This is a genomic window from Alteromonas abrolhosensis (assembly GCF_001953635.1).
GTDB classification, from domain to species: Bacteria; Pseudomonadota; Gammaproteobacteria; order Enterobacterales; family Alteromonadaceae; genus Alteromonas; species Alteromonas abrolhosensis.
On sequence record NZ_MEJH01000003.1, the window covers coordinates 606,686 to 623,615 of the forward strand.

15 protein-coding genes are annotated in these 16,930 nt (G+C 43.7%); 4 read left to right on the forward strand and 11 right to left on the reverse strand.

Going from position 1 to position 16,930, the window contains the following annotated elements; genetic code table 11:
* Positions 1-2: 2 nt before the first annotated feature.
* From BGK61_RS04785 to BGK61_RS04830, 10 genes are all read right to left on the reverse strand, one after another.
* Positions 3-1,028, reverse strand: a complete 1,026-nt coding sequence (locus BGK61_RS04785) for a LacI family DNA-binding transcriptional regulator (RefSeq protein ID WP_076010977.1) — start codon at positions 1,026-1,028, stop codon at positions 3-5.
* A 185-nt stretch (positions 1,029-1,213) separates the two neighbouring features.
* A complete protein-coding gene (upp, locus tag BGK61_RS04790) occupies positions 1,214-1,843 on the reverse strand; it encodes a uracil phosphoribosyltransferase (RefSeq protein ID WP_076010978.1) in 630 nt (209 codons plus the stop codon).
* Positions 1,844-2,046: 203 nt separating this feature from the next.
* Positions 2,047-2,268: a helix-turn-helix domain-containing protein gene (locus tag BGK61_RS04795; RefSeq protein ID WP_014950268.1), complete on the reverse strand. Its 222-nt coding sequence runs from the start codon at positions 2,266-2,268 to the stop codon at positions 2,047-2,049.
* Between the two features lie 366 nt (positions 2,269-2,634).
* Positions 2,635-3,147, reverse strand: a complete 513-nt coding sequence (locus BGK61_RS04800; protein WP_014999132.1) for a WbuC family cupin fold metalloprotein — start codon at positions 3,145-3,147, stop codon at positions 2,635-2,637.
* 13 nt (positions 3,148-3,160) lie between these two features.
* Positions 3,161-5,224 carry a glycoside hydrolase family 97 protein gene (locus tag BGK61_RS04805; RefSeq protein ID WP_014999133.1) on the reverse strand — a complete coding sequence of 688 codons (2,064 nt, stop codon included), beginning with the start codon at positions 5,222-5,224 and terminating at the stop codon, positions 3,161-3,163.
* A gap of 94 nt (positions 5,225-5,318) precedes the next feature.
* Positions 5,319-6,323, reverse strand: a complete 1,005-nt coding sequence (gene ylqF, locus BGK61_RS04810) for a ribosome biogenesis GTPase YlqF (RefSeq protein ID WP_014950271.1) — start codon at positions 6,321-6,323, stop codon at positions 5,319-5,321.
* 37 nt (positions 6,324-6,360) lie between these two features.
* Entirely contained in the window at positions 6,361-7,143 is a 783-nt protein-coding gene (locus BGK61_RS04815; RefSeq protein WP_076010979.1) for a TrmH family RNA methyltransferase, read from the reverse strand.
* A 119-nt stretch (positions 7,144-7,262) separates the two neighbouring features.
* Complete coding sequence (locus BGK61_RS04820; protein WP_076010980.1) at positions 7,263-8,147, reverse strand: transglutaminase-like domain-containing protein; 885 nt, start codon at positions 8,145-8,147, stop codon at positions 7,263-7,265.
* An 18-nt stretch (positions 8,148-8,165) separates the two neighbouring features.
* Positions 8,166-9,404: a hypothetical protein gene (locus tag BGK61_RS04825; protein WP_076010981.1), complete on the reverse strand. Its 1,239-nt coding sequence runs from the start codon at positions 9,402-9,404 to the stop codon at positions 8,166-8,168.
* 45 nt (positions 9,405-9,449) lie between these two features.
* A complete protein-coding gene (locus tag BGK61_RS04830) occupies positions 9,450-11,480 on the reverse strand; it encodes an aminotransferase class I/II-fold pyridoxal phosphate-dependent enzyme (protein ID WP_076010982.1) in 2,031 nt (676 codons plus the stop codon).
* A 361-nt stretch (positions 11,481-11,841) separates the two neighbouring features.
* Here BGK61_RS04830 and BGK61_RS19700 point away from each other — a divergent pair, with 361 nt between their 5' ends.
* Positions 11,842-12,030, forward strand: a complete 189-nt coding sequence (locus BGK61_RS19700) for a hypothetical protein (protein WP_234349438.1) — start codon at positions 11,842-11,844, stop codon at positions 12,028-12,030.
* Positions 12,031-12,266: 236 nt separating this feature from the next.
* Complete coding sequence (locus BGK61_RS04840; protein ID WP_076010984.1) at positions 12,267-12,923, forward strand: crotonase/enoyl-CoA hydratase family protein; 657 nt, start codon at positions 12,267-12,269, stop codon at positions 12,921-12,923.
* Between the two features lie 178 nt (positions 12,924-13,101).
* On the opposite strand, the gene BGK61_RS04845 is transcribed toward BGK61_RS04840, so the two are convergent.
* A complete protein-coding gene (locus BGK61_RS04845) occupies positions 13,102-13,620 on the reverse strand; it encodes an Mpo1 family 2-hydroxy fatty acid dioxygenase (protein WP_076010985.1) in 519 nt (172 codons plus the stop codon).
* Positions 13,621-13,808: 188 nt separating this feature from the next.
* Here BGK61_RS04845 and BGK61_RS04850 point away from each other — a divergent pair, with 188 nt between their 5' ends.
* A complete protein-coding gene (locus BGK61_RS04850; RefSeq protein WP_076010986.1) occupies positions 13,809-14,666 on the forward strand; it encodes an META domain-containing protein in 858 nt (285 codons plus the stop codon).
* A gap of 791 nt (positions 14,667-15,457) precedes the next feature.
* Positions 15,458-16,924 carry a betaine-aldehyde dehydrogenase gene (gene betB, locus BGK61_RS04855; RefSeq protein ID WP_014999142.1) on the forward strand — a complete coding sequence of 489 codons (1,467 nt, stop codon included), beginning with the start codon at positions 15,458-15,460 and terminating at the stop codon, positions 16,922-16,924.
* The last annotated feature ends 6 nt before the right edge of the window (positions 16,925-16,930 follow it).

The following is a 16,930-nucleotide window of genomic DNA, read 5'->3' on the forward strand; positions in this document are numbered from 1 at the left end:
GCCTACACCGTCTCTCCCACTCTCAGTTCAAATGGCAGCGTACTCTTTGCTGTTACTTGATTAAGCAATGCTTTTGTTGCTTCTACGCCTTTGCCACTGCTCGACTGGCAAACTGTAGTTAGACGTGGGCGTGCACGCTCTGCTTCACCAATACCATCAAACCCTGTGATTTTCAGTTCTTCCGGTACCTTAATATTCATATCTAAGGCCAAGTGAAGTAGCTCAAGGGCTATAATGTCACTCATACACAAAACCACATTAGGTCTTGGAGAGCTGGTCAATACTTCTTTGGCAGCCTGTCTTGCAAAGTGTCTGTCACTTTCTGGAAGGTGCCAAATACGCTCATTACTTACCGTAACGTTCTTTTCTTGTGCGGCCCTTAAATAACCATCAAGTCGACGATGAGCAATTGAGCTATCCACGTCAATCAGAGGACTATCATAAATACGACAGGTAGAAGGAGAATCGATAAGGCGAAGCCCAAAGATAGCTACGTTGTCGCCTTCATTTAACGCATGAGACGCCACGCGGTACGCCGCCTCTTCGTTATCAATATTGATAGACGGCTTGTCTTCAATATCAAAGTCCACGGTGACCACGGGCTTCGGCGATACAGCTAGCTCCTTCACCAAATTGCTATTGCGCGGTTGCCCGTAACAGATGAAACCATCGACAAAATCTACAACATCAAGAATGCTCTCAGAGTCACCCGCATAGAGTAGCAAGTGTTTTCCATTCTCCTGAAGTGCAGAAGAAACACCTTTAATAAAGGTACTGGCGACAGGATCGCTCACCATATATGAAATGCTGTCGGCTAACACCAATGCCACAATATTTGATGTGCCCTTCCTGAGAATTTGCGCAGCTTTATTTGGACCGCTGTAACCAATCTTTTTGCACTGCGCTAAAATCTCTTCGCGCTTTGCCTTTGATAGTTGGTCTGGGCGGTTGAATGCATTTGAAATGGTTGCCGTTGATACGCCCAACTGTTCAGCCACATCTTTTAGGGTAAGTTTTGTTTTATTCATTGTTTTTAGCTCTTTTCACGAAACTAACTACCCTGAATCAACAAGAAAAAAGGGTAGTAAGCGTACGCTATGACTACCCTTTGACTATATCACTAACTTAAACGTTTAACGCGTGAAATTTGGTGCAAATTCGATAAGTTGTGTAACAAATTGCTCAACAGCTTAAATTTTAGAAATCTGGCGGGTTATCGCGTGCCAAAAATCTTGTCTCCAGCATCGCCTAAGCCTGGAAGAATATAGCCTTTTTCATTCAATCTATCGTCGATAGCTGCAGTAAAAATATCCACATCTGGATGGGCTTCAACAACAGCCTTAATGCCTTCAGGCGCTGCTACAAGGAATAGCCCCATTATTTTTCGACAGCCTTTCTTTTTCAAAAGGTCGATTGTTGCAATCAAAGTACCGCCAGTGGCTAGCATCGGGTCAACAATCAGTGCGGTACGTTCATCAATATTTTTAACTACTTTATCAAAGTAGGCGACCGGTTGAAGCGTATCTTCGTCACGGTACAGACCCACTACGCTAATCTTCGCATTTGGAATTAGTTCAAGTACGCCTTCAAGCATACCTAGGCCTGCACGAAGGATAGGAACGACAGTAATTTTTTTGCCTTTAATTTGTCTTACTTCTACCTCATCGCCCGACCAGCTTTTGATCTTAGCCCTTTCGGTAGGCAGTGTTCGCGTTGCTTCGTAAGTCAGAAGGTTCCCCACTTCAGAAGCAAGCTCGCGAAAGTCTTTACTACTAATTTTAGCGTAACGCATAAGCCCCAGTTTATGCGCAATAAGCGGGTGGGTAATTTCGTGAACGGTCATGTAAGACTCCTTGTAATCGGTTTAGCTTTATTTTAACCCAGGAGTATTTTAGTTAAAGCGATTAGTCGTAAAAATATGCCTATTCGATGCGTGCACTAGACAAACAGAGCCAGCTTTCTTTAACAAAGCCCTATTATTGGTAAACACTACCTAGTGAATACACACTTTTGAAGAACACCAAATATGTCTTAGCTACAATTTCACTACCCTACTTGCAAAGTAGCGCCATCGGGCATAGTCACTTCAATCTTCATGTTACCACCAACCGCTGCTAAATAAGCCGCTGCACGTTGAAGTGAAACGTCCTGAATACGTTTCGATTCCAATTTACTTACGCCAGAAGCCGTGACTGATAACGCCATTGCTACGACTTCCTGTTTAACTCTGTGCTGCTTTCTGATGTCACCTAGTGTGATTTCTTTCATTGTCTTTTACCGAGAATTACGGGCATTAAAAAAGCCCAGATGGTGATACCTTCTGGGCTTTTGCAAAACGTTCTACCTGCAGTGCCCAGAAGCCAATACTTGCCCCTGAACACCGACGGTCAGGTGCAATCAGTAATTAAAATTATAAAAATAACCAGTTGAAACGTTTTGCATGATAATTCTCTTTTCACAATGTGCTTGTACAATCGGCCCTTTGCCGCGACTAAGCTAAATGTATTGGCCTCGGTGCTTTTTAAATATATAGCAGCGGCCTTCTGTCACTTATCCTTAACCATACCATGTAGATAAGCAATAGCAATGACTTTCCAAAAAGGAAAGTGCCGAAAGCCGGCTATAAGCGCTTTGTTAGGCAAGTAGAGGCTTTAAAAAACGTACGTTATCACCCACCGCCGCTTGCTTGAGTGATGCTAGAAAATTGGGGACTTGGTCGTTTCCTTCTTCAGGAGACCAGCTTGCAAAACCTTTATCATCGGTGACTTCGTAAGGCCCTTGTTTAACTTCCATGAAAACTACTGGGCTATGACACACCGTTGCGTGCCAGGTATTAGGAGGAATCTCAATTCCGCAGGTCTCTCCACGAGCGGTTAGCGTTACTCTGTTTTCAACGTCTCCATCGTCGCTGAAAAACAGAATGTCTAATTCGCCCTCTACCACCATGAAGAACTCCCACTTATGAGGCTGTACATGTCGGTGAGGCCGCACGTAGGAGTCAGGCATCATTGCAATAAACAAACGCTGTACCATGTCGGTATAAGATTTATGTACGTTCAAATTAGCCCGTCGGCGAGGACTTTCCTCAGCCGACTGTTTAAGCGTTTCAAACAACGCTTTATCAAAATACTGAATCTTATCCAACATCACACCCTGTCTATTATTGCGCTAGTAATTTAAAGCGTATCGCTCCTCCCCCCGATGGTGCAAGCTTTAATGACAAGACATCGGCAGACGTGACTACCTTTTTCTCGATGTTCATTGCGTAGGGGTTTGTTTTCCAATGCGCTTTCTCTCTATCCAGATAGAGCTGCGCTTCATACTGTTGACCTTCCTCTAGAAAGGTTAGCGGTAGTGATAACTCTCTGGCTTCTTCATTCGTAATTGCACCAACATACCAATCGTTTCCAGAGTAGGATTTGTGCTTGCTCGCTTTACGCGCCATTACAATATATTCGCCCACTTCCCCTTGAAGCGCTTTACTATGAGACCAGTCTGTAGGGACGTCTTTGATAAACTGAAACGCCGGTAAATTATTCTCATAATTACGAGGCAAGTCTGCAGCCATTTGGATAGGGCTATACAGTACTACGTATTGGGCCAGTTGCTTGGCAAGCGTTGTTTGAGGGCGCATAACCTCTCCTTTGCCCCACTCTATTCCGCCGTCATTTTTTCTTATGTAGTCAAAATTGAAAATGCCAGGTGTGAAATCCATCGGACCAGCGAGCATGCGAGTAAACGCCAACATGGGAATATGATTGGGTGGATTAGGCGCCGCCCACCCTGAGTTGTACTCCTGACCACGAGCGCTTTCTCGCGATATCCAGTTCGGATAAGTACGGCGAAGGCCGGTATCTTTTACCGATTCATGAGTGTTGATAGACAACTGATATTTCGCAGCGGTTGTGACGTTTTTAATGAAATGATTTACCACGTCCTGGCTGTCGGTATATTCATAGCGCAGTACGTTGTTGTCGTCGCGCACTTTGAGATTTTGGCCATGGGCAACATAGCCCGTTTTAATTTGAGAAACCCCCAGCTTGTTGTACAGGGCAAAACCGTCTTCCATCTGCGCTTCGTAGTTGGTTATTCCTCCTGATGTTTCATGGTGTCCTATTAACTTCACGCCAACTTTCTCGCCGTAGCTGGTCACCGCTTCAATATCAAAGTCTGGATAACTTTCTGTGAAAGAAAATAGCTCTGAATTCGCTATCCAATCACCATCCCAACCTTTATTCCAACCTTCAACCAATACACCATCAAAACCGTGTTTAGCGGCGAAGTCCATGTATTGCTTTGTGCGCTGAGTAGTAGCACCATGCTTGTCTCCAGAGCCCCACGTATACTCATCAATGTGCATTCCCCACCAAATACCTATGTATTTGCCTGGCTCAACCCAGCTCACGTCACCGAGCTTATTTGGCTCATTAAGATTCAAAACAAGGTACGAATTAATCAAATCCGTTGCGTCATTTCCTAACGTAATAGTGCGCCATGGGGTAACAAAACTACCAGTTTTATGCACCAAACTCCCGTCGTGACGAGGTGCCAGCGACGCAGTAAAACGCCCCAACTCTTGCCTTTTAAGGCTCATACCCGCGTAATCAACAAGGGCAGCTTCATGGATAGCGACATGAGTGCCATTTTCATATTTCACCGTGAATGGCGTGTGAGCGGTGTGAACGTCTTGCAGGTTAGTGGCTTGATACACATACTCATATCTATCTCGACCATGGGCGGGGATCCAAAACGCTTTGGCTTGATGAGAGTTTACCAAGTTAAATTCAGTTAGCTCTCTAGTAATTATTCGATTTCCGCTTGTTGGCAACTCATAGCGAAAGCCAATGCCATCGTTAAAAACTCTGGCTCTTACAAGAAAAGTGCGGTCTTTGTCACTAGGGTTATAGAACTTGACCAAAAGCTCATTGTGATTGTCGCGAATATCTCGCTGCTCTCCCCACGGCTGCTGCCATGTTTGATCTACAGAGTGCCTGCTCACCTCTTCTATCTTGAAGTCGCGGTATAAAGGAGGAGCTTTTGCAAAAGTAAAACCAAGCTTACCGAGCCCTAAAACGGGTTCTCCGTTAAATGACACCCGATATTGCGCTAATTCGCCATCATCTGTGAACGATAACTTTACTTTTTTATCTGGGGAGAGAACCGACAACTCATTAGCTATTGAAGGCAAGGAGACGGCCAATAGAAGGAGCAAAAATACGCGCATAAAATATCCGACAAAAGTTGTTAACCTAATGTTAGTATCAAGTAATGGCGAATTTTTGCAACCTCTTCCTTAATCGATTAAGTCTATTTTTGGGTTAGCGCTTGTTTTTCTTCATTCTACGGCTTTGTTCTTGACGCTTCTCTTCTCGTTTTTCTTTCCGATCTTTCTTATCTGGCGTCAACGAGCCTGTTTTGAATTTTGCTTTACGCTTGGCTTTCGCTTCAGCTTTCTTCGCCGCCTCAAGTGCCATTTCTTCTTTTTCGACTTCCAGCATTTCTGGAGTCTCAAGCGTTATTCGCCCCAACTTGCCCGACTGCAGTTCTTTAAGCAGGATCTCACATATTTTATGAAGGTTTACGCGGCCACCCGCTTGAATTGCCCCGCGCGTTTTAGCGGCGGCTTCTAAAAATTCAATTTCAGTGTCGGGCAGCTCGTCCAGCTTATAGCGCTCTTTCATTACCTCTGGATACGCTTTGATTAGATAATCGGCTGCAAAAAAACCGACATCGTCGTATTCCATCGCGGTGTTTTTAACGGCGCCCGATGAAGCTAACCGATAAATTGAATGTGGGTTTTCAAGCTTAGGCCACAGTACTCCCGGTGTATCGAATAATATAATACCGCTGCCCAAATTAATGCGCTGCTGGCTTTTCGTTACAGCAGGCTCGTTACCTGTTTTCGCAATGATTCGCTCGGCCAAAATATTAATTAGCGTTGATTTGCCAACGTTAGGTATACCCGTGATCATGGCCTTAATAGCTTTGGGCTGGCCTTCTTTGTACGAACAAATGCTTTTAACAAGCTGCATAATTTGCTTGCTATTGCCCGGGTTATCGCTAGAGGTCGTAATCGTCTTCACGCCGCGCTCTTTCTCTAAGCTTTCCTGCCAGCGCGCGGTAATTTCTGGATCTGCCAGATCGTACTTATTAAGAATTTTAATACAGGGCTTGTCGCCGCGTATTTTTGCTATCTCTGGATTTTCACTGGAATATGGAATACGTGCGTCAAGCACCTCAATAAGAATGTCTACTTGATTAAGCGACTCTTTAATTTCTTTCAGGGCTTTGTGCATATGCCCAGGGAACCATTGTAATGCCATGGTTAATTCCTATCGTAATCGAGTTGAGGGGCTGAACTTAACGTGTTAATTCATAAGCGCAAATATTCACAGCGCTGGCTAAATTTAGCGAGTCAATCTTACCGCTTCCCGTAATGGTATACGCCTTTGCGTTAAGCTGTGATAGAGCTTCAACAGGTACTCCGCGTGCTTCATTGCCAAACAGATAACACTGGTAATCACCAAAAGTGTTAGAGGTGATATTGTCACCGTTCATATCCAAAAAAGCGAAGCGTTCGAACCGCTCCCTTAGGCTCTCAAGCGCCACGTTTAATTCCATGTTTACATGGAAAATAGCCCCCATACTTGAGCGTACAACTTTCGAGTTGTATGGATCTACGCTATTTGGGCTTAGTAATAATGTAAAATCACCAAACCACGCTAGCGTTCTTAGTATGGTGCCTAAGTTGCCAGGGTCTTGAACTTCATACAAATAAATGTACTTTTCGGCACTGGATTTGTTTGCTGAAATGTTGGTTTGTGACCGCTCTGAACATAACGAAGTGTTAGGAAGTGGAACGCGAGCAATAATACCTTGAGGTGATTTGGTATCACTTAGTTGCTGCATTTGTTGCGACGATACCGTTTCTACCTTCATATGAGAGACTGAAGAATCAAGTCTTTCTTTCAGCCATGTCTCATACTCAGCCGTTACATAAAGGGTGATATCACCTAATGTACTGCTGTTATGCTGAGCAACATTAATTAACTCTAAAACTAAGTGCTCTCCTTCCACCAAATAGAATCCGAACTGCGTTCTAAATTTCTTTTGATGAAGCTTTTTCACGTCACTTAGTTTCATTTGCACTGCCCTTTTTATAACTTTCGGCGCAAGTGTAAGGTATGAAGCCCAAAACGCAAAGCGACAAGTCTTGATAGTGGAGTAAAAAAGGCGTTATTAAATTCCGATAAGAGAAGGTGTTATCTATCTTTCTCAGAAACAACGGTAATGCGCTCTGGGGCATTTAATACCGCTTTCGATAAACCCAGAGCATAACCAGGCCCCTCGTTATTTAAGATATGTGAGGGTAAATAATACTTTTTGAGAGGTTCAGCACCGTACATTGCTGCGTCTATTCGCCGCCAATGCCCATCAAGCCAAAACTCATTCCATGCATGACCAATCGCTTCTACACTACTGTCATCTTCAACTATTATAGTACCAATAACTACTCTGGCAGGAATAGCGAGTGCTCGTGCTACTGCCCCAGAGAGCACCGCGTATTCTGTGCAATCTCCGCTTCTAGATTTAGCAACAGTCGATGCAAAAGAGAAGTTGTGAATATAAGAAGGCTCAGTAATATAGTTTGCAACAAATGCTTCTATCTTCGCGCCTATCTCAGCAGGATTGCTTTCCAACTTCGATTCTTCATGGCTAGTACTACTACCTACTTTCTTTGTGATTACACCCTTGCCATGTTCCGCTAAAAACGCTGAGACTACCTCTTTTACCGATGCTTCTTCGTAGTCGATTACGAATGTATTAGCAAGATATTGAGGGTGTGGGGATTGGGCATCCGCCACCGCCGTCATATTGTCACTTATAGAAAGCTTTAATACACCATCGCGGTGCCCCACTACTTCTATGCCACTCCACTGGTCTAAAACCGAGCTAACAAAGTCGGGATCGTAGACGCTCACATCGAGCAATATCTCATTACCAAGGGGCAATGACACATTGTCGCTCAACGTTAGGGGAATTACCGCGAATTTAGGTGTACTTTGCGAATACCCAGGGGTTGCAGCCAAAAGGCCAAGCAACAAGGTTATGGTAGCGACTTTAATTCTGACTAGTGGATGTTTCATAAGTTATCGATAGCTAAGTTACAGCTCAGTCGGCTTACCTGATACATACATGGGTGAGATGTGGAAATCCATAGGCCCCATCTTCATTTCAGCGTTTTGCACGATATATGCCTCATCTACTGTGTAGTTGACTTTAAAGCCTATAACATCCGCAGTCAGTTTTAGTAGGCCATTCTCAGTGCCATTTTTCTTCAGTTCTGTGGCTGTCGCCTGGGTGGGGTCAGTGTCAGCGCTCCATATATAATAGGTTGCCGACGTCTTATCTGAGGCAGCTAATTTTTGCGTTTCAAGATAAGCGCCAAAGTTTGATGTAAATTCTCCGGCGAAAGCAAGTTCAGAAGAAATTGCTTTTCCTTGTATTTCACCTTCTAACACCCATTCATCATCTGGCTTAGACACGCCCATTGCAGAATTTAACTCACTATTTTCTACTGTGTATTGGTATGCGTTAATTAAAGTACCATCAGCGCGACTCCATGAGCGAACACGGACGTCAGTAGATGCCACCGTGTTTTCATCAACGGGTAATATTAAAGACGTTGTTTCAACAATTTCTACATCCCCGTCAGCATCTTTTATGAATTTTTCCGACACCACTCCCACTAATTCGCCATGCATTTTCATGCCATTTATCGCGAAGAAGAAAGGTTGTGGATTTGAAGTTCTGTCTACGGCGTTTATAAAAGAGGCAAACACATCTTTGAAGGTTTCTCTATAGCCAATTTCGTTGTGCAAACACACCTGAAGACCATTTGCAGATTCGGCCGACATTCCCTTGAGCAATCCAGATACTCGTTGTTCGGGCTCGCCTAAGTTGTACAGCAAGTTGTAGGCGAATACCGGTGTATCACCCATTGTTGACATATCTAAACTAAAATTAAACTGGCTATCGAGCACTTTCTCCTGTGCTTTTGAAATATTTGATACTGCATATTTCATCATGTTCACAAGTGAATTTGCTAAGCCATCATAGTCTTGAAAAGCCCAGCACTCCACGGGAGACTCTGAACCGATATCAACGGTAAAATACCAATAGTCATCAACTTGAGTAGCGTTAGACCACGTACCAATAGCGGTAGCGTTGATAGGAAACACCGGAAGCGATACTCGGGTGCGAGGCAAATCCCTCGCCTCTCTTTCTAATGATGTGTTAAACCACTCGGGTAACTGTTCGCTCGTTAAGTAATCTCTAGCGCTTAAAGGTGAAGCGACCAGTCCTGAAACCAAGGAGCATACGAGCAAAGAACGTTTCATCATTTTTTAATTCCTTTTAACTATGTGCTTTTTATTTATTAGTTCAGCTTATTCTTCAGCAACGACATAAATTTCACCGTCGTAAATACCTTGAACGGTGAGCTTCTGGCTTGCCAGTGCCTGAAGATAGTCAATATGCGCTTGCTCCACTTTTTGCCCCGGAACAATAAGCGGAATACCTGGAGGGTAAGGTGTAATTAAACCAGCTGCTGTACGTCCAATACTGTTTTGCCACGGGATGGCTTCTCTAGGGCTGAAAAACGCTTTCGACGGAAGATCATCTAAATGAATTGGCGGGATGTCTGCCGGCAACGGACTTTTGCTTTTGCGCTTGCTTAGATTAACAGCGCCATCATCAAGGCGTTTTAACGCATTGTATAATCTTACAATTTTCGAGCGCATTCCGCCTAGCGTAAGCAATACTAAAATAGTGCTGTGGGTAAACTTCTCGATTTCTAAACCGACCTCATCCATTAAGAAACGATGAATCTCTTGATTGGAGTAATCTAGCGCAGATACGTCAATTAAGATTTTAAGCGGATCGTGCCCAATGTTATCGCTTTCAAAGTGAGAAAACATATTCGCAAAGTCACTAGGCGAAAGTATTTTAAGTCGCTTGAACTTGGCCATTTGCGATTTGAGCTCGGCAACATTGCTCAATAGCTCATTAAGGATTTTGTAGCCTTCCATTTCCAGCTGTTGACGACAGACATCAAGCGACGCAATTAGTTGATACTTAGGCGAGGTACTGGTGTGGATAGCAAACACTTCTTTAAAGAAGTCTTTATCGAAATCCGGATCGTTCACGTGAATAAACGATGCTTGCGAGAACGCCGACACCACTTTGTGGGCAGAGTGAGTGATATAGTCTGCCCCAGCTGCGATAGCGGAGTAGTCACGCAATGCAGGGTGGAACAAAGAATACGCAAACCACGCTTCGTCAATGAACACTTTAATGCCATGCTCATGGGCTAAATTTACCACCTGCTTAAGATCGGTAAGTAACCCGTCATAGGTACAACCCGTTAGTACGATAAGTTTAGCGTCGGTATTCTCTTCAATAAGTTGCTTAATTTGCGCCATTCTAGGCGGTGAAAAAATACCGTATTCAGGGTTAAATACACTGTCTAAATACACTGGCATGGCTCGCGCCTGAATAATGCCGTAGTGCACCGACTTGTGGCAGTTTCTGTCGGCAATTACTTTGTCGCCTTCACGCAACAACGTCTGCAAAATGATTTTGTTTGATGTCGAAGAACCATTCGTGACGAAATAGGAATGGCGAACTTCGAATGTATTGGCAACAGCGGCTTGCGCTTTTCCGATAGCGTGAGTGCCATCTGATAAGGAGCCCAGCGAGTCAACGCTTACCGATAAGTCACTGACGAATACGTTACGCCCGAAGAAACGGTAAAAATCACTGATATACGGTGAATTTCTAAAGCTTGCGCCACCACTGTGGCCTGGCGTATGCCATGAGTCGTTAGACTCCACTACATAGTCTTTGTATTCAGTCCAAAACGGTGTTTCATTTCTGTCATCAAAGTCATTGATAATATAGCCCAAAATGGATTCTGGGTCTGAAATAATGTCGTTACGATAGAAGAACGATTCAATGCCATTGGCTTGGTTTACAATATCCAACCCTTTTACTGCATCGCCTAAGACATACACGGGAAGCTCAGGGCGAATGCGTTTAATGGCGTCGATAACTCTGGCATTGTTGTCTATTACTGCGTTGCGTGCAGACGGCTTTTCGCTGGTGGTTTTCTCGCTCGCGTTTTGTGAACTAACGCTTTCAGCTGCGGAGCTCATATTTTCATTAGATACGCCATTTAATGGCACTACGTCTGTCAGCTCTTTAACCTTCGCCACCACATCCCAGCTAAATACCACAGCCTGAATGTCACCGTCTTCACGAACAAATTGTAGTGCCTTTGCAACGGAGTTCGCTTCAAGCAAGCTTATTTCAACGTCACTACGGTCAAAGTAAGTGATGGTGTTGCCTATACTCGAGGTGATTTGTTCCAATAAATCAACAGCATCTTCTATAACAAGAATTTTTAAATGAGGGCGCATTAACCAACCATGTAATTAATAATGAGCATTTAGCGCTAGGCTAAAACTCATAAAACTAAGAATCAATAAACTAAACACAGTAAAACTAAAAATAGTGTAACTCTGAATTTCACTGGTGTCGTGTAAACTCTTGCTATGTCGTAATAAAAGTGCCTAAACGAATTGGACGAGGGCTAAATCACTCATGCACACACCTTCCCTTCAGAACCAATTCCCACACGCTTATCTTTCGAATTCAACAGAGCACACGAAGAACCTCCGAGAATTTCTACACTACGCGAAAAATGTGCTCCCTTCTATTGCTTCAACGAAGAAAAACACCTGGCCAATACATCATGACCACTGTTTTCTACGGGTGATTTTGGACAATATTGTCGGCTGCGCATGGTATGAGGTTATTCCCTCGCCTGCCTACAAAAACCTGACCGACGAGCAAGTCAGCGCCGCGTTATGCCTTGCCAAACAAATAGCCACTGAAAGTGTCTCGCTTCACACGCTCAATCAACGCTCGAAACAATGGCGAAGTAAGCAGCTAAAACTGGTGTTTTAGTATGACAAAGCGTGTGAAATGGCGTACTAATAACGCAGAAGATCGACACTGGTAAAAAAGGAAGCTTATTTCAGAACTTTCATTAATTATCACCGATATTCAGCGCATATATCCCGAAGATGACGTGTAAAGCACTATCATAATAGATATCAATTACCTACAATCACTGCTAAAAAGTTGCGCTTAATAGAGTGTGACGTACATTAATTCCTACTCAGAAAGTTATAGGACATACCATGGCGTTTAATTTATCTATAAATAACGATATTGCAGTAATCACCTTTGACGACGGAAAAGTTAACGCCGTAGGCTTTGAGCTTATACAGCAGTTGAACGACGCACTTGATGAAGCCGAGCAAAACGCGAAAGCGGTTGTATTACACGGGGGTGAAGGTAAGTTTTGCGGAGGGTTTGATTTATCGGTAATGAAAGCCGACGATAAAACTAAGCAACACGAGCTAGTGTCAAAAGGCGCTGAGTTAATCGTGCGCCTCTATAGCTTCCCTCTTCCTGTTGTCGTTGCTGCAGAAGGTCACAGCATTGCAATGGGCGCAATTATGCTTATGGCTGCCGATCTACGCATTGGTAAAGATGCAGACACCAAATATGGTCTTAATGAAACCGCCATTGGTATGGTACTCCCGCCTTTCGGTATGGAGCTAGCCAAAGCCAGACTAGTAAATACGTCTCAAACGGAAGCATTGCTTTTTTCACGGATTTACCAAGGTAAAGAAGCCGTTAAAGCGGGTTTTATCGACGCGGCTGTACCGCAAGAACAAGTTTTAGCGACGGCCATGGGTTATGCAGAAAAATTGAAGATGCTGCCTAGACAGTCCTTTGCCGAATCTAAGCTTCAGCTTCGCAAAGAAACGCTAGAAAAAATGAAAGGTTAATGTTGTACAAGTATGGCCTCATTGTGGGTGTTTTTAGCATCTCCTTTCGACAGGCTGTTCACATAAACACTTAATCTAAAGCAACGGGTTACAACAGTTTGTTTTAACCCGTTGCTTATGAAGCGCTATATTCGAAAAATTTCCAAGCAATCAGCTTAAGCATCAACATTATTTACTACTATTGCTTAATTGGCCCCGAACGGCGTTCAATTTCGTCTTTAAGTGCACTTCTAAGGCCTAGCTCAAAGCTCAACTCCGCGAGCACAAATAATGGCCCTATTGCTAAGCCCATAATATCGTCGACAAAGGCTGGCTTTTTCCCCTCAAAGTGATGACCGATAAACTGCAATATCCAACCACCGACAAAAATGCCAAGCGAAACAGCAAGCCATACCCCTACGTCATATTGAGCGATGGGCTGAGCAAAATAGACCATAGCGCCGGTGATCAACGTCATCACTATGCCAAGTTTTACATCTAGCTTAATATAAAACGCGTTACCAATCGCCCACACGAACAAGGCTGGGCTTATAGTCATGTCCCCAAAAATTGGGGCGCTAACGAGAAAAGCTGGTTTACTAAGAAGACAGAAAACCGAAAAAACAATTAGCGGAATACCGACGTAATGTGTGTATATATTTCTCTGATCTCTATGATACTTGGCGTATTCACTCAAGTGCTGTTCTAAATTTTTCATACTGCATTAACCACAAGTTATATCGAGGTTTCAGTTTACTCCGTGAATGTTCTTTTGGACTGTCGTTTCAACGACAAAGTGCAGGCAAAGTGACGTGTTTTCCCACCGGTTGGTATTAGCCATTAAAGGTGAACTTAGTTGGCAATAGGGAATCATAGTGAAATTGATAAAAAAAAATGGGAGTTTTCATGACTTACAGGAAGTACCTTTGGGCTTTGACGAGTTCAGCACTTCTCTCTCTAACGGCGTGCAGCTCAGTATCCTCTCTCTATTCAGATGAAAGCGAAAGGCATGGTGCAAAAAGCAGTGAAGAACAAACTGAAAGTAAACAACTTACGCTAGCTGCTAGTCACTGGCAGGTTGAAAGTATAGACCAAGCAGGAGTTATCGATTTCAGCCATGTCACAGTTAACGTAAATTCAAATGGTGACACGAGCAGAGTGAGCGGCAGTACCGGTTGTAATCAATTTACTGCGGCGCTGAGAGCGGGCGACGCCGAGAAAGTATTCAGTGATAAAAGTGCAACAGCGTCGTTCTCTACTAACAATATCATCCTTACTAAAAAGGCGTGTGCGCCTGCGCTGATGAAACAAGAACAGCGCTTCATTGACATGCTTACTGCGTCGACGAAATATTCTATAGTGGGTAATACTTGGCTTGTGCTTTACGACAGTAATGGCAGTGAGACAATTAAAGCTATCACTGCTCAGGTTTCACAATCGACATCCAACAACCAGGCAAATACTATATCGTCTGAACTTGCTTCATCGCAAAAACAAGACGTTGTTAGCTCGAAGGAACAGGGATCGTCTAAAACGTATCAATGCGAAACACCTAACGCCAATATAGCTACGTTACGTGTAAATACGCTCGGGCCGGAAACATTGGCCTTATCGTTAAACAATACTCATCATATCGTGCAATTATCCCGTTCAGCATCTGGCGCCAAATACACCAACAACAAGAATGTAGTGTTTTGGAATAAAGGCGATGTTGCCACCTTGTCCATTAACTCAGGTTATTACCACTGTAGTGTAAACAGCTAAAGCACGGTGACGTGTTCCTACGTTTATTCTCGGTAGGACGTTACCTCATTAAAAACTGAGTTTAACCGCTAGGAAACGCCTAAGCATTCGTTTCATAGTTAAAAGTAAAGAGAGAAACGCAGCTATGCGTACTTTCTTTACTTTTCAGCTCGGCTTAATTTCCTCTCTTCCGCCATCGCTTTATCGCACTTTAAAAATGTCTCTCTTAAGACCCCACAGTTTTACCGTGCAACTGCATCGGCGTTAATCCCTTTACCTGAAGTGCGTAATTTTTCGCTTCTTAGCTGCCACCCAATTAGTTTCAGTTAAACATTTTTCACGGGTCAACCCTTTGCTTAGTGTGAATTCCATACAAGGTTAGTCAAATCTTTATATATTTAATGTAAAGCATTTAGCCCATTAAAATCATAAAGTTACATAACAAATTAGCGTATTAAAGAATTGGCAACACACCGTTAAGTAATGCTCACAAGTTGAAACAATAATTAGAACACTATACAATTTATTTTTATTGAACGACCAATTAAAATAAAACTTGTCGTAGAAAGGCTTACAAAAGTGCGTCTTAAAACCCGCAGAAATACGACTATTGCGCAGCAAGTCACCATAGTTTTGGCGAAGTATGAAGGATTTATTTCGACGGGTTTCACATATAAGTGAGAAAAATAGTTTCAACACTATTCATCGTTTTGCAACGATTTCTACGTATCAAGTTGTACGCAATAGAAGTTAACGCGCGGAACCCGTTAATTGGCGAACGTTTTAGTCTTTTTAAAAGTAGGAGTTTATGCATGTCATTACCGACTTATCAGAATTTCATTCACGGCAAGCCGATGGCAAACAAAAGCAAAGAAACCTTTGCAGTAACCAACCCCGCAACCGGTGAGGTAATTTACCACGTAGAAGTGGCTGATGAGTTTATTCAACAAGAAGCAATTAGAAGCGCGAAAGAAGGTTTTGCGGTGTGGTCGGCAATGATGCCCATTGAAAGAACCCGCATTCTTAATAAAGCGGTTGCATTGCTTCGTGAGCGTAATGACGAACTCGCTAAGTTAGAAGTACTCGATACCGGAAAGCCTATTCAAGAGGCGGATTGTGTAGATATTGAAACTGGCGCTGACGTTATTGAGTATTATGCAGGTCTTGCCCCTACACAACTAGGTACCCAGCAGCCAGTGGGTGGCGATTTCTTCTATACGCGCAAAGAAGCACTAGGTATTTGTGCTGGTATTGGCGCATGGAACTACCCTATCCAAATTGCTTGCTGGAAGTCTGGTCCTGCTCTTGCCGCAGGTAATGCGTTTATATTTAAACCGTCAGAAGAAACGCCAATGGGTGCACTAAAACTGGCTGAAATTTTCACCGAAGCCGGCGTACCTGACGGCGTATTCAATGTGGTTCAAGGCGCAGCACAAGTAGGCCAGTGGCTTACAAACAGCCCTGACATTGAAAAAGTATCGTTTACTGGTGAAGTAGGCACAGGTAAAAAAGTGATGCAAAGCGCCGCTGCGTCTAACTTGAAAGACGTTACGATGGAGCTTGGCGGGAAGTCACCGCTTGTGGTATTTGAAGATGCCGACATTAGCCAGGCTGTTAGTGCCGCAATGCTGGGTAATTTCTATACCCAAGGTGAAATCTGCACTAACTGCACCCGTGTTTACGTTCAACGTTCTGTGTATCAAGCCTTTATTGATGAGCTTAAAACCCGTACCGAAAACAACATTGTTATGGGCGACCCGCTAGACCCTAACGTAAACCTAGGGGCACTTATTTCTAAGAAGCACCAAGAGCTGGTACTGAGTTACATTGCCAAAGGAAAAGAAGAAGGCGCAACGCTGCTAACCGGTGGTAATGCAGCCTCTCCGGCATCTGCACCAAATGGCTATTTTGTCGAACCAACAATTTTCACAGACTGCACCGACGATATGACCATCGTTAAAGAAGAGATCTTCGGCCCAGTAATGAGCGTGTTGGTGTTCGATGATGAAGACGAGGTGATCGCTCGCGCAAATGACACCGAGCTAGGTCTGGCTGCGGGTGTATTTAGTAAAGATATTCAGCGTGCCCACCGCGTTATCCACCAGCTACAAGCAGGTATTTGCTGGATAAATGCCTATGGGAACTCTCCTGCTGAAATGCCTGTTGGCGGTTACAAGCAGTCAGGTATTGGGCGTGAGAACGGCGTCGAAACGCTTAATAGCTACACACAAACCAAGTCGGTTTATGTAGGTATGAGTCAAATTGAGAGCCCGTTTTAAGCCTAA

Excerpts from the sequence above, each read along its gene's own strand:
- BGK61_RS04785 (WP_076010977.1), bottom strand. The coding sequence starts at position 1,028 with ATGAATAAAACAAAACTTACCCTAAAAGATGTGGCTGAACAGTTGGGC.
- upp (WP_076010978.1), bottom strand. The coding sequence starts at position 1,843 with ATGACCGTTCACGAAATTACCCACCCGCTTATTGCGCATAAACTGGGG.
- BGK61_RS04795 (WP_014950268.1), bottom strand. The coding sequence starts at position 2,268 with ATGAAAGAAATCACACTAGGTGACATCAGAAAGCAGCACAGAGTTAAA.
- BGK61_RS04800 (WP_014999132.1), bottom strand. The coding sequence starts at position 3,147 with ATGTTGGATAAGATTCAGTATTTTGATAAAGCGTTGTTTGAAACGCTT.
- BGK61_RS04805 (WP_014999133.1), bottom strand. The coding sequence starts at position 5,224 with ATGCGCGTATTTTTGCTCCTTCTATTGGCCGTCTCCTTGCCTTCAATA.
- ylqF (WP_014950271.1), bottom strand. The coding sequence starts at position 6,323 with ATGGCATTACAATGGTTCCCTGGGCATATGCACAAAGCCCTGAAAGAA.
- BGK61_RS04815 (WP_076010979.1), bottom strand. The coding sequence starts at position 7,143 with ATGAAACTAAGTGACGTGAAAAAGCTTCATCAAAAGAAATTTAGAACG.
- BGK61_RS04820 (WP_076010980.1), bottom strand. The coding sequence starts at position 8,147 with ATGAAACATCCACTAGTCAGAATTAAAGTCGCTACCATAACCTTGTTG.
- BGK61_RS04825 (WP_076010981.1), bottom strand. The coding sequence starts at position 9,404 with ATGATGAAACGTTCTTTGCTCGTATGCTCCTTGGTTTCAGGACTGGTC.
- BGK61_RS04830 (WP_076010982.1), bottom strand. The coding sequence starts at position 11,480 with ATGCGCCCTCATTTAAAAATTCTTGTTATAGAAGATGCTGTTGATTTA.
- BGK61_RS04840 (WP_076010984.1), top strand. The coding sequence starts at position 12,267 with ATGGCGTTTAATTTATCTATAAATAACGATATTGCAGTAATCACCTTT.
- BGK61_RS04845 (WP_076010985.1), bottom strand. The coding sequence starts at position 13,620 with ATGAAAAATTTAGAACAGCACTTGAGTGAATACGCCAAGTATCATAGA.
- BGK61_RS04850 (WP_076010986.1), top strand. The coding sequence starts at position 13,809 with ATGACTTACAGGAAGTACCTTTGGGCTTTGACGAGTTCAGCACTTCTC.
- betB (WP_014999142.1), top strand. The coding sequence starts at position 15,458 with ATGTCATTACCGACTTATCAGAATTTCATTCACGGCAAGCCGATGGCA.